The organism is Streptosporangium sp. H13245, from assembly GCF_055690525.1.
In genome coordinates, this window is sequence record NZ_JBSZKT010000001.1 from 571,883 (window position 1) to 584,680 (window position 12,798).

Genomic DNA, 12,798 nt, shown 5'->3' on the forward strand with positions numbered 1-12,798 from the left:
CGGGGAGCACGGAGCGGAAGGCTGGACGATCTACTGTCCCGTCTGAGCGAAAGCTGACGGCCGAGACCGCCCCGGTGGGATGCCGGGACGGTCTCGGCGGTCAGACCGTCCCGACGTCCCAGCGTCCGGTCACGACGTGCGGCGGACGCGCCGCTCCCAGCCTCGACAGCTCCTCACAGGTCAGTGACGCCGTCACCGGAGTGCGGGACCCGACCTTCCAACCGGCGTGCACCACCGCCGCCCGCAGGGCCCGTACCGGATCGCCGGTGTTCCGCCAGACGTGCAGGAAGGTGGCGAACAGCGCGTCACCGGCTCCGGTGGTGTTCACGACCTCCCGTGGCGTCACGGCCCCCGCCCTGACGAGCAGCCCGTCTCTCATCCCGAGCACCGCTCCCCGCCCGCCGAGCCCGACGCCCACCACCTGGCAGCGTGGGTAGCGCCGGAACATCTCCGCCATCCACCGCTCGGGCGGGCAGGGAAGGCGCTCGTGGCTGCAGAAGACGATCCGCGCGGCCTCCAGCCACGGACGGTTGTACTCGTCGCCGAGATCGTGGATGAGGTGGACGTCCACGGCGATGGGAACGCCGAGCCGGGCCGCGGGCCGTACCAGATCCCGGACGAACTTCGCGTTCGTCAGGACCAGGAGGTCCGCACCCCGGGCCTGCGCCTCGAAGAGGTCCGGTGAGTACGCGACCCGGTCAACGGGCGCCAGATGCGGGAAACCCATGCGACGGCCGTCGGGCGTGACGAGTGTCACGCCCGACGACGACTCGGCGCTCTCGACGATGCCGGGTCCGAGCAGGCCCGCACGGCCGAGTTCGGTCGTTATACCCGCGCCGATGAGATCGCGGCCCACCACGCTGCACAGACGCACGTCGTCGCCGAGCGTCTTCAGGGTCCGCGCGATGTGGCCCGCGGCCCCTGACACTCCGGCGCGTGCCCAGCGTGGCGACGACGTGGGGGCGTACCGGACCGGGAACTCCCTCACCCCCACGGACATGTAGAAGCTGACGGCACCGGCCACGAGGATCGCGCGGGTCATGCGGACCTCCCTCCGGCGTCGTACGTCTGGAGGTGGACGGGTCTGACCTGTGTCCGGCCCGCCACTTCGAGCATTCCGATCCGGGCCGCGGAGAAGTCGGCGTACCGGCCCACGATCACCGAGGCGGTGGCCAGACTCTCGAACGGCATTCCGGCGGTCCGCCAGCCGTACAGGAACGACCCGTAGACGGCGGGCCAGGGGTCGGAGCCGCCGGGAGGGCCTCCCACCTCGGTGATCGCGGCGAGCCGTCCGTCGCGCAGCCCGGCCAGGAGGCCGCCTCCGGCCTCGTGTCCGCCGACCGCGACCTCGCAACCGGGATACCGGTCAAGGAGCCCGGAGATACCGTTTTCTGGAACGTTCCAGGAAGTATCCGGGCTTACGAGGACGTCGGCGACCTCGCACCAGGTCCGGTCCAGGGGGTCGCCGAGGGTGGCGACGATGTGCGTGCCGTCGAAGACGCGCCTGCCGGGCGGCAGGCCGCGGTGGTGTCCCGCCGGAGACAGGATCGTGAGGTGCGGGGCGCGGAGCGGGCCCTCGCGGGGAATCACCAGGATCGCCGGGTCACTCCGCCGCGACGCGACGGTTCCGCGCGTGGCGGGGGCCCGCGACGGGACGGCGATCCGGGACTGAGCCGCGGGTCCGGGTGGAGCGGGGGCCGCGGGCGGGGGCGGGATCCGGCGCAACCTGAGCGCGTGTTCCACCTGGAAGAGGTGAACTGAGACGAGTGTGCCGAACACGTCGATTCTCCGATCTGGGTGGTCTACCTGACGAGAAAGGGCGCCGGAGCCGGTGCGGTCACCGGGATGGTCGCGGGTTGCCGCAGGTCCAGCAGCCGGTAGATGAGCCGACGCATGTTCCGGTCGAAACGGCCCGGCGCGGAGGTGATGCCTTCCGCGACGGCCTGGTAGTGGCCGGGCTCCAGCTCCGCTGCGATCCTGACCAGCTGCTCTCGCAGTGAGCCGCGAGGAGAGAGCCGGGGTGCGACGGTGGCGAGCCCGCCGAGGGCGGACGCCGGGTCGACGTCGTCCCGGGGGAAACCGGCCAGTACGACCGGCGCCCCGGTGACCGTCCCGTACAGGGTCGCCGATCCGTGGTCTCCGATGATCCAGTCGGCCGACGCGAGGACCGCGTGCCAGTTCGCCTCCGGCGGCACCAGGCTCAGGCCGCGCCGCAGGGAATCGGCGAACCAGGCTCGCACCTGCCAGATGCCGTGCCCGAACCAGATGTTGGGGTGCAGAAGCAGCACGACGCGGTACTCCTGCCGGGGCAGCTCGGTGACCAGGCGGTGCAGCAGCCGGGGCCATCGGCCGAAGAGCGACGCCGGTCCCCAGGTCGAGCTGACCACGACGAGCTTCTGGTCCGGCTCGACGGCCAGCGCGCGGCGGTACAGCTCTCGGTGCGGCAGACCGGCGGCCAGCCTGTCGTACGACGGGTCGCCGACGACGGTGGCCACGGGAAGCGCCTCCGGACAGGTCCGGCCCAGCCGTCCCAGCTCGGAGGAGTGGGAGAGCGCCACCGCAGAGGGCAGTACGGTGCCGTCGTGCAGCAGTCGCTGGGGATCGAGCCCGTACGCCACGCGATCGCCCACGGCACGCACACCATCTCGTACGGCCACGAGCTTATTGAAACCGGCACCGTGCGGAATGACGATCAGTGGCGCGTGGATCTCGTGGAGCGCGCCCAGGCTGGCGGCGATGGCGAGATCGAACCGCTGGTTCCTGGACTGCTCCCAGGGCAGCACCACCGCCCCCAGGCCACCGACGAACTCCGCGACCCCGTTGCTGAAGACGTCCGGGGCGATGGTGAACACGACCTGGATTCTCAGGTCGGATTCCACGAGACGTACGGTGTCCATCAGGCGCTGTCCCGATGTGACGGTGTGAACGACCACCAGCACCACTTTGCAGTCCCTGCGCGTCACCCATCGGCGAGAGTCGAGCCCGATAGGAACCCTGCTCCATTCGTGATCGGACATTTTCCTGTCATCCCCCTGACCTGTTCCGGCGGACGGGCGAGGTTCATCGCCCTCTCTAGAGAATTGCCACCGAAACTTGCGGAAACCCTTGCGGCTATCCTGTTGCCAGCCAAGGCGATTGAGGATAAATAGGTCATAGGGCTGGTCGAATCACTTACTGCTCAGTTGACTCTGGCCAGTTAAATGCGTCAGACGGGAAGACCACTCCCCCGGGAAGGGGAATCGAATGGAATTCCGTATTCTCGGGCCAGTCGAGTTTTGGTCTCAAGGTCAGCGCCGTGACCTGGGGTGGGCCAAGGAACGTCACGTTTTGGCCGTCCTTCTGATGACGCCGGGCAAGCCGGTTTCCACCGAGTCGCTCATCCGCAAGGTGTGGGACGAAAATCCACCGGCCAATGCCCGCGGCAGCCTGTACAGTCATGTCGCCCGGCTGAAGAGCCACCTCCACGGCGCCGGAGAGGACGTGCGGCTGAGAGGCGGTTCGGGGACGTATTCCCTTGAAACAGATCCGGAGAACATCGACTACCACCACTTCCGCGCGCTGTGCTCGCAAGCCCGTTCGGTAACCGAAAACGGCGACGTCGACAGCGCTTTCCGGCTGTATGGCGAAGCGGGCCGGTTGTGGCGGGGAGATCCGCTGTCCGGGCTCTCCGGTTCCTGGGTCGTCAATACCCGCCGAAAGCTCGAAGGCGACCTTCTGGCCGGTACCGTCGAACGCGTCGAACTCGAACTCCTTCACGGCTCGAACACCGAACTCGTGCCGGAACTGTACGACCTGGTCAACCGATTTCGATTCGACGAGAAACTGGTCGAGCTGCTCATGCTGGCGCTCTATCGCGCCGGTCGGCAGGCGGAGGCCCTCGGCGTCTACCGTCAGGCGCACAAGCGTCTCTTCAGAGAACATGGCGCCGAACCGGGACCGGGGTTACGGACACTGCACCAGCGCATCCTCCAGGGCGATCCGGCGCTGCTGCCCGAGCCCTGGCGCGGCGCCCCGGGAAACACGCCGCTGACCAGTCTTCCTCGCGACGTCCACACCTTCGTCGGCAGGACGCCCGAGATCACCTGGCTGGTCGACGAGCGGATACGGGAGGACGCGGTCACCGTTCTCGCGATCGACGGGATGGCGGGGGTCGGGAAGACGGCGCTGGCCGTGCACCTGGCCCACCGGCTCGCCGACGACTACCCCGACGGCGTGCTCTATCTCGACCTGCTGGGCTACGACGCCGAGCACGCGTCGATGGACCCGGCGACCGCCCTCGAACGTCTCCTGCGCCTCCTCGGCATTCCGGTCCCCGGCGGCCTGGACGAGCGGGTGGCGAGGTGGCGCACCGCGCTCGCCCGCCGCAAGGTGCTCCTGGTCCTCGACAACGCCATCGGACACGATCAGGTCGGTCCCCTCCTGCCGGGGGCACCCGGCTGCCTTGTCGTGATCACCGGCCGTCGGCGGCTGGTGGGGCTGGACGACGTCCACTCGCTCTCCCTGGAGGTGTTGTCACCGCAGGAGGGGGCCGCCCTCTTCGGCCGCGTCGTGGGTTCGCGGCGCGCGCTCCCCGCGGACGACGTCGCACGGGTCGTACGGCTCTGCGGCCATCTCCCCCTGGCGATCCAGCTGGCCGGTAGCCGGCTCCGGCACCGGCCCGCGTGGAGCGTGGCCGACCTCGCCGACCTGCTCGGCAGGGACGACCGGCGGCTGACCGAGATCCGGGCGGGGAACCGCGGGATCATCGCGGCGTTCGAGCTTTCCTTCAACGGCCTGGACGAATGGCAGCAGCGGGCGTTCTGGCGGCTCGGACTGCACCCCGGGGCGGACATCACCGCGGACTGCGCGGCGGCGCTGCTGGAATCGGACCGGGCCGAGGCGGAGAGGTTGCTCGACGATCTCCTCGACCATCACATAATTTCCGAGCCCAGACGCGGTCGGTACAGATTTCACGACCTCATCGGCGAGTACGCCCGCCTGTTGTCGGACCGGGAGCCGGAGAGCGCGCGAGCCGAGGTGCTCCGCCGGGTCCTCGACCACTACCTTCGCATGGCCGACACCGCCGACCGGCTGCTCTACCCGCACCGCACCCGCGGCCTGGCCGAGGTGTTCGACGCGCCCGGCCCCGGATCCGGCATCGCCACCGAGAAGCAGGCCCTCGCCTGGATGAACGCCGAAGTGGACAACCTACTCCTCGTCACGCGCCACGCCGCCGATCACGGGTGGACGAGGCACGCGGCGCTGCTTCCACGCGTCCTCGGCCGCTACCTCGACGTGTGGGCCCGCTGGGCGGAGGCGGCCGAGCTCCACACGCGCGCCGTGGAGGCGTGGCGCGAGCTGGGGAATCGGTCCGGGACCGCGTACGCGCTGGCCGACCTCAGCGTGGTACGGCGGCAGACCGGCCGCCATGAGGAGGCGCTCCGGCTGGCGGACGAGGCGCTGACGATCCAGCGCGCCCTCGACGACGAGCGGGCCATCGCCGACCTGCTCGACAACAGCGGCCTGGTGTACTGGCAACGTGCCGAGTTCGACGTCGCCCTGGACTGCTTCGAGCAGGCGCTACGACTGCGCAGGGCGGTGGCCGACCGTCACGGTCAGGCCGCCAGCCTCACCCATATCGGGATCATCCACTCGTATCGGGGGGACTACCCGAAGGCGACCGAGCACCTGCTGGGGGCGCTCGGGTTGTACCGGCAGGACGACGACCGGCGCGGGCAGCAGGTCGCGTTGAACAACATCGGCGAGATCGAGTGCAAGCTGGGCAGCTACACCGCCGCGCTGGGCCACTACGAGGAGGCCGAGTCCGTCTACCCCGACATGGGCCCGCAGAACAAGGCCATCTGGCTCAACAACGTCGCCAACGTATATCAGCCCCTGAACCGGCACGCCGACGCTCTCGAATGCTACAGACAGGCGCTGCGGATTTACGGTGACATCGGCGACCGGCGGCACGAGGTGGACGCCCTCAACAACATCGGCAATTGCTACGCGCGCATGGGCAGGGACGGCGACGCGCTCGTCCATCACCAGAAGGCATTACGCATCTCGACCGAGATATCGGAACGCCGCGAGGAGAGCCAGGCCCTTCTCAGTATCGGCGGCATCCATCATCGCGCGAACCACCACGACGCCGCCCTGGACCTTTTCGGGAAAGCGCTTGCCGTGGCGCACGCCATCGGGGACGTCCACCAGGAGGCCCGCACACTCGACGAGATGGGCACCGCGCTCGCCGACACCGGCGAAGAGGCACGGGCAGAGGAGTGCTGGCGGCAGGCGCTTGCCCTCTACGAGTCCCTCGGCGTGGCGGAGGCGGAGCTGGTCCGGACGAGACTCGCCAGGTAGAACGGGCGGGACCCGCCAGGCGGCAGGTTGACCCCCATCCTGCTGTATGATCATCCACGGCTTCCAGGAGTGGTCAAGGCGGGCATATAGCCCTTCTCGCTTTTACTCCCATATCTCCCACAAGAGGCCATGAGTCCTGTGGGGTGACCACCAGTTTGGGATGGCCGATACTACACATATCGTCCTGATCCAAACTTGGAGCCGAAGATGCTTTCACTGTAAGAAAAGGTGAAAAACTGCATGAAGCGTTTCCATAACGCCGCCATCGGCACGATTCTCGTGGCCAATGCGTTCATGATCTACATTATGAAGATGTTGCCGGTAGGCGCTTTTCCGGGCACCGGCGCCTGAATATTCCCTAGAATAGCGGGAGGCGGCGTATGCCGCCTCCTTTTTTGTCGGCCACGACGGTCTCGCACCCACGGTCACGGTGTGACCGAGCAGCGACCGGCTGCGGAGTTCGTCCGGAAAGAGAACGGGTGGGCAGGCCGGTCCCCACCGTGATGCTTCCGACCCGGCCATGACACGTGGCTCCGGTACCGCCACATACGGCCCGCGCGGAAGGTCGACGTCCGCCTCCTGTGCCCTCGACCGTCCTCGACCCCGGGTCCCGGTCAACGAGGGCCGAGATTGATCGAGCCGAACACGGTGCCGGTCTGGACGACGTTCCCGTGGATCCGGGCGTCGCCGCCTATGGTGTTGGACACGTCGCTGCTCTGCCGGATGATCCTGTCGGTCTCGGACGTCCAGGAGGCCAGTGACTCCCCGAACTCGGGATCGGACCGGGCGCGATCGACCAGGATCCCGGCGACCTCCTGCGGAGAGTCCGAGGTGGCCTGTTCCAGGGCGGCCACCTCGGTGGAGTCGCGGCCGAAGCGGTGGCGGGCGAGCGTGGTCAGCGAAGCCCACGCGCCCTTTCCCGCCTCACCGGCGGCACCACCGATCAGGGCGGAGATGATCGCGGCGAGTACGGTCGGGTCCATGGCACCTCTCCTGGGCTTCCCCCACCCTCCGGGCGAGGATTCTCGTGGCCATACGATCGGCGGCCCCTCCATTCTCGGCGCATATTCATGATCAGTGCGAAACCGACCGGCATGATGTGCCGGGGCGGCCCCGTACAGCCGGGGCGAGCCCGGCGATCGCCTTGTCCCGCCTTCTCGCGACTCTCGCAAGCCATCCTCACAGGAGCGACATTGCAAGGGTGTGCGGAGCCCTGAATGATGGGCACCACCTCAGACGAAGGCGGCTTGGTGGACTTCACGGTCAGATACGAACCCACTCCCGACGAAGTGGCGCGAGCGCTCAAACAGGGTTTCAAACGACAACTCAAAGTCACCTATCTGGTGCTGCCGTCGGTTCTGATCGTGTCGGGCCTCGTCTGCATCCTGGTTGATGCCGTCGGCCTGGGGATCGGCATGCTCGCCGGAGCGGTCGTGTTCCCGCTCGTGCTGACCCAGTCGATCGGCCGGACCGCCAAGCGACAGCTCACATACCTCTGCGTGCCAACCACCCTCCGGATGACCAGTGACGGGTACGAGTGTCGAACCGACCAATCCACCACCACGATGCGGTGGTCCCTGTTCGGACGAGTTGATACCACTCCCGAGTTCTGGTTGTTCTTCGTGAACAAGCAGTGCACGGGCTTCCTCCCCAGACGCGCCTTCGACAGCGAGCAACAGGCCGAACTCGACGGCTTCTTCGCCGCGCGGCAAAACGCAGGGGTTACGTCAGCTTCTCAGCCCTGAAGGACTGAGCTTGCGACTCCTCGCCGTCGGCGGCTTCGACGGTCTGGTCCGCGTCAGGCAGCGTGACTCGCTGGGGCTTGCGGAGCCGTATCCGGTCGTGGATGCCATGGAGGTCTTCCAGAGCGTCATGCGGCGCGCCTCTTCCAGACAGCGATCCGACATATATTCTGGGGAGTGCGTAAGGTCCAAAACGGGCCCTGAGACTGTTGCCTCGGGCCCGTTTTGTCTTCGCTGTGCTACCGGTCGAACTCGCCGCCCCGAACGCCCTCGACGAAGGCACTCCACTCACCGGATGTGAACCTGAGCATCGGCCCGGACAGGTCCTTGCTGTCGCGGACCGCACGGCCGCCACCTCGCGTGAAGGCAACCTCAACGCAGTTGCCGGAGTTGTCGCTGAGGGTGCTCTTGACGAACTTCCCCTCATCGGACTGGTCGGAGCCTGACCGTTCAGCCTGGTCAGAGGGCTGGATTTGGGTGGAGCCCAGGAGATTCGAACTCCTGACATCCAGCTTGCAAAGCAGCCTAGGTGGGGCAGGACTATGGGCTATACCCGCTCCCACCTGCGCATACGGTCCACAGCGATGCACCGCCGTCCAGTCTCGTCCAGGATCGGTCACCCAGTTGGTCACCCAGAGCGCGTTTTGAAACTCGCCGTGGGGGTGTTTTAACGAGGGAGGAACTCCTGTTAATCCGGGGGCTGTCAAGCGACGCCCTGAAGGACCTCCTCGACCGCATCGACGCCGACTGACCGCGTCCGCACCGCCCGCGTGCGAGAAGGCGGGGCATACGGACGGCGCGGGGGTGGCCGTACCACCGTCAGGCGAGCGGGTCGTACTGGAACGCCCGGACCTCCTGCGGGCAGCGGCAGGAGGCCGCGATCTTCTTCGCCCACTCCAGCGCCGCCTCGCGGGAGGGCAGGTCCAGGATGGTGTATCCGCCGTTCAACTGCGTGGTCTGCGGATAGGTGCCGTCCGTCACTGTGCCGTCACCATCCACGAGGACGGGATCGACGTCTTCGTCTATCCCGCCGCCAAAGACGTACACACCGGCATCCTTGGCCTCCTGGATGACCGCGTGGGAGTCGCGTACCACGTCAGGAAAGTCCTCGTCCGAGATCACCATGGCGGCACTGGGGAAGGAGATGAGAAAATGCGTCACCCCTCGATCCTGCCGTGCGCCGGTGACATTTTTGAGGTGTTCTTCGACCAGCGCTCCCGGCCTTCCCTGCGCACTGGGTCAGAGGGGCACGAGGTCCATCGGTTCGCAGGAGTTCCTCATGCCATCTTCCTCTCGGTGATTCGCCTCTCCGAACTGATAGGGCGAGCCGTCCCCGGCTCCCACTCGGGGCCCGCTCAGTTCTCGATACGCCTCACGTAGTTCTGCGGCTTCCGGCATGCGACGCGCTTCGATCGCGCCGATCACCTCGCGCGCCCTCCAGCTCCAGTCCATGCCTACGGGCTCGGCGGGTAGGGGCCTGGGGTTTTCCGCAGGTTCGTGATGCGGGATATGCCGCGAAGCGCGAAGGCGTACCCCATGGGAAGAAGATCGCCCTGTTCGTAGCGTTTCCCCCATGATTTTTCGCAGATTCGCAGTGCTACCCGTGGCCGTCCTGTTCACCTCCGTACTGTCCATGAGCCCGGCCACCGCTGACAGCGGAGACACGCTGAGGCGGATGGTGGCGGACAAGGCAGCGACGGCCGCGCTGCTACGGGTGGACGACGGCGCGAGAGACACGACGAGTGCCGCGGGAGTCCGCGACCTGAAGACGAAGCGGCCCGCCGCCGCAGGCGGATACCTCCGGATCGGCAGTATCACCAAGACCTTCGTCGCGACCGTGATCCTGCAACTGGCCGACGAGGGGAAACTGAGGCTCGACGACCCGATCCAGCGTTACCTTCCCGGCCTCGTGCCGAACGGCGGCGCCATCACGATCCGCCACCTGCTCAACCACACCAGCGGCCTGTACGACTACATGAGCGAGGAGGGCTACTCCACCAACCGCTGGCGAGGCGAAGACAGATTCCGGTCCTACACTCCACGGCAGCTCCTCAAGGTCGCCTTCGCCAAACCACCGTACTTCGCGAAGCCCGGTAGCTCCTGGCGTTACTCCAACACCAACTACATCGTCGCCGGGATGCTGATCGAGAAGCTGACCGGCCGGCCGTACGGCAAGGAGGTGGAGCGGCGCATCCTTGGCCCGCTCAAGCTGACCCGGACCTCCGTCCCCGGTAACGCGCCCGGCCTGCGGGAACCACACGCGCACGGCTACGAGGCACTGCCCTCCGGCGAGATCGTGGACGCCACCCGGATGAACCCGTCCCTGGACTGGGCGGCGGGCGAGATGATCTCGACGACAGGTGACCTCAACACGTTCTTCGACGCATTGCTCGGCGGGAAGCTGACCGGCAAGGCGATGCTGGGCGAGATGCGCACCACGGTCGATACCGATGCGGGGTTCGCGTACGGGTTGGGCCTGCAGAAGTACGCACTGCCGTGCGGCAAGAGCGTCTGGGGGCACAGCGGCGAGTTGATCGGCTACCTGACCTTCGCCTTCCGTGCCGATGACGGGCGCGGGATGACGCTCTCCATCAATCCGTACACCCGCCAGATCTCGACGGCCGAGGTCTTCTCCATCGCCTCCGACGTCTACTGCACAGGCAGGTAAGAAGGATGACCGGCTCCGGCCGGAGCCGGTCATCCCGACAGGGTCGTGTGACGAGCCACCACGTCCTCACCCGCGGTGAACACGTCGTGGGCGATGAGGATCGCGATTTCGAACTCCTGACATCCTGCTTGCGAACGGGAGCCGGTCACGACGTAGAGAGCCACCCGCCCTGCTCGGGTATGTGATGGCGGATGTCGGTGTGAGGTGTTGTGCGGCCCTGTCTGTACGCGCTGCTGTACGGCACTGCCCTGTGTCCTTCGAGCGATATCTGATTCGGAACACCAGGTCCTTGCTGGCCGTCCGGGCCACCTGCTTTGCGACGCAGAGTCGAATCCCCAATGCCCATCAAGCCTCCGGGAGCGGCGTAACTGCGGACGTCGGGGAACGCGGCCCAGCGTGCGGAGGTGGCCGGGCTGGGAACTTTGGTGGTTGAGGGTGTACGGCAGGCACTGCCCGCGGGCCGCGATGGTCTGGGCGGCCTGCCGTACCGCCGTGTCAGTAGTCGTTGGCGAGCGGCGCCTCGTCCGAGTCCGTCAGCGTGCAGTCAGCCACCGGCCCATTGGAGACACGGGCCCAGATCCCGCCGATAACCATCTCCTTGTCGGTGTCCTCGGCCACGGCGTGACCCTCGATCGGCTTACCCTTGTAGGTGCCGATGCTGAACATCAGCACCCCCGTCTGCCCCTCCTTGATGACCGACGGGTCTATCTGGAAGGACGGCTCGTTCGTCTTCGCGGTCGGGGGGAACACGTACAGCGACGCCAAGTCCTTGGGCACCCAGCTCTGGCTACGCGGCTTCGGGCTGCACTGCTTGCCGTCGGGCACGTAGTCGACCTTGATGTTGTAGCCCATGTCCCGCAGGTCCTGCTCAAGCCCTTTGGCGTTCTTCGCGTCATGGAAGGTGATGTTGACCGTTCCGTCCGGGTTCTTGGCGACCGCGTAAGCGGGGGTCCCACCGCCAAGGAACACTGGTACGGCCACAGCCGCAGCGGCCGCCAACCCGAGCGCGGGAACGAGAATGGCCGGACGGCGGAACAGGGATCGCTTCGGGGGGCGCTGGATCTCGGTCATCACAAACTCCTTGAGTTGCTGATGCCGGCCCACCGGAAGATCACGTTCTTCGGGAATGTTCAAAGGGTGCCCTCCTCTGCGGACCGGACCGCGTTTTCGCGGCCACCTCTTTCCTGTCGCCCCGCCTGTGCGGGTTCCCCCTTGGCTGCCAGTTTCTTTCGCGCTCTGGATAACCGCGACCGTACGGTCCCCACCGGAATGCCCAGCGCCTCAGCCGCTTCCGCGTAGTCAAGCCCAGACAGTACGCACAAGGCGAACACATCCTGCTCCTGCCTGCGCAGCGACCGATAGGCGTCCTGGAGGGTGGCCAGCTTGGCCGCGTCGTCGATACGCCCGATCACCTCGTCGGCGAAGTCAGGCACACAATCGCCAAGCGGCGCCCGGGCCAGCACGTCGTCATATCGCCGCGCGGCTCTGCGCGTGTTGCGCGCCACGTTGGTCGCGATCGCCAGCAACCACGGCCTGAGTGAGCCGCCCTCCGCGTCCAGGCGCCCGCGCAACCGCCACGCCTCCAAGAACGTCAGCGATACCACATCCTCGGCCGCCGACCAGTTGCCCGTCAGCCGGAAGGCGTGGTTGCACACCGCACGCGCATACTCGTCGAAAAGCTGCGAGAACGCCGCCGTATCACCATCCCGTATGCGGGCACGCATCGTCATATCCACATCTAGGAACTGTCCGCCGGCACCACCCGAGTTCCCGGATGGTGCCGACGGGATTTCGGTGACGTCCCGCCAAGTGGTGGATCAAACGATCTTGAGCGCGCCGCCTACCAGAGAAAAGAGGCCTTGCGAGGAGGAAAAGGGCACTTCTCGATCATGGGAGGTGGCCTCTGACGTGGGGTGGAGCCTAGGAGATTCGAACTCCTGACATCCTGCTTGCAAATACGTACGCCGATCTTACTCGACCTGCGAAAACGCGGATCAGCGCACTGATCGCGTTCCCCGCTGTTCCCCTTGTTCCCCGCTCCATCGG

Annotated in this window: 11 protein-coding genes; 3 read left to right on the forward strand and 8 right to left on the reverse strand. The window is 66.9% G+C overall.

All coding sequences use genetic code 11. The features are described 5' to 3' along the window. Nucleotides 1-100 precede the first annotated feature (100 nt). From ACW9TB_RS02765 to ACW9TB_RS02775, 3 genes are read right to left on the reverse strand one after another with little or no spacing between them, the layout of a single operon-like run. The gene (locus tag ACW9TB_RS02765) at nt 101-1,042 is read right to left on the reverse strand and encodes a carbohydrate kinase family protein (RefSeq protein ID WP_472746299.1); all 942 of its coding nucleotides are present in this window, start codon (nt 1,040-1,042) and stop codon (nt 101-103) included. Then, nucleotides 1,039-1,779 carry a hypothetical protein gene (locus ACW9TB_RS02770; RefSeq protein ID WP_472746300.1) on the reverse strand — a complete coding sequence of 247 codons (741 nt, stop codon included), beginning with the start codon at nt 1,777-1,779 and terminating at the stop codon, nt 1,039-1,041. Before ACW9TB_RS02770 ends, ACW9TB_RS02765 begins: the two co-directional genes overlap by 4 nt. A 23-nt stretch (nt 1,780-1,802) precedes the next feature. Then, a complete protein-coding gene (locus ACW9TB_RS02775; protein ID WP_472746301.1) occupies nt 1,803-2,879 on the reverse strand; it encodes a hypothetical protein in 1,077 nt (358 codons plus the stop codon). A gap of 463 nt (nt 2,880-3,342) precedes the next feature. Here ACW9TB_RS02775 and ACW9TB_RS02780 point away from each other — a divergent pair, with 463 nt between their 5' ends. Then, complete coding sequence (locus ACW9TB_RS02780) at nt 3,343-6,342, forward strand: AfsR/SARP family transcriptional regulator (protein WP_472746527.1); 3,000 nt, start codon at nt 3,343-3,345, stop codon at nt 6,340-6,342. 614 nt (nt 6,343-6,956) lie between these two features. On the opposite strand, the gene ACW9TB_RS02785 is transcribed toward ACW9TB_RS02780, so the two are convergent. Beyond that, nucleotides 6,957-7,325, reverse strand: a complete 369-nt coding sequence (locus ACW9TB_RS02785) for a hypothetical protein (protein ID WP_472746302.1) — start codon at nt 7,323-7,325, stop codon at nt 6,957-6,959. A gap of 234 nt (nt 7,326-7,559) precedes the next feature. Between ACW9TB_RS02785 and ACW9TB_RS02790 the strand changes: the two genes are divergently transcribed. Continuing rightward, on the forward strand, nt 7,560-8,087 hold the full coding sequence (locus ACW9TB_RS02790) for a YcxB family protein (protein ID WP_472746303.1): 528 nt from the start codon (nt 7,560-7,562) through the stop codon (nt 8,085-8,087). 236 nt (nt 8,088-8,323) lie between these two features. Here ACW9TB_RS02790 and ACW9TB_RS02795 read toward each other — a convergent pair whose 3' ends face one another. Both ACW9TB_RS02795 and ACW9TB_RS02800 read right to left on the reverse strand, forming a co-directional pair. Further along, nucleotides 8,324-8,716 (reverse strand): DUF397 domain-containing protein, encoded by a 393-nt coding sequence (locus tag ACW9TB_RS02795; RefSeq protein WP_472746304.1) that lies wholly within the window; start codon nt 8,714-8,716, stop codon nt 8,324-8,326. Between the two features lie 187 nt (nt 8,717-8,903). After that, nucleotides 8,904-9,245 carry a YciI family protein gene (locus ACW9TB_RS02800; RefSeq protein WP_472746305.1) on the reverse strand — a complete coding sequence of 114 codons (342 nt, stop codon included), beginning with the start codon at nt 9,243-9,245 and terminating at the stop codon, nt 8,904-8,906. A gap of 412 nt (nt 9,246-9,657) precedes the next feature. Here ACW9TB_RS02800 and ACW9TB_RS02805 point away from each other — a divergent pair, with 412 nt between their 5' ends. Beyond that, entirely contained in the window at nt 9,658-10,752 is a 1,095-nt protein-coding gene (locus ACW9TB_RS02805) for a serine hydrolase domain-containing protein (RefSeq protein ID WP_472746306.1), read from the forward strand. Nucleotides 10,753-11,247: 495 nt separating this feature from the next. On the opposite strand, the gene ACW9TB_RS02810 is transcribed toward ACW9TB_RS02805, so the two are convergent. Further along, nucleotides 11,248-11,886: a hypothetical protein gene (locus ACW9TB_RS02810; RefSeq protein ID WP_472746307.1), complete on the reverse strand. Its 639-nt coding sequence runs from the start codon at nt 11,884-11,886 to the stop codon at nt 11,248-11,250. Next, nucleotides 11,883-12,482 carry an RNA polymerase sigma factor gene (locus ACW9TB_RS02815; RefSeq protein WP_472746528.1) on the reverse strand — a complete coding sequence of 200 codons (600 nt, stop codon included), beginning with the start codon at nt 12,480-12,482 and terminating at the stop codon, nt 11,883-11,885. The genes ACW9TB_RS02810 and ACW9TB_RS02815 overlap by 4 nt, the downstream gene beginning before the upstream one ends. Between the last annotated feature and the right edge of the window lie 316 nt (nt 12,483-12,798).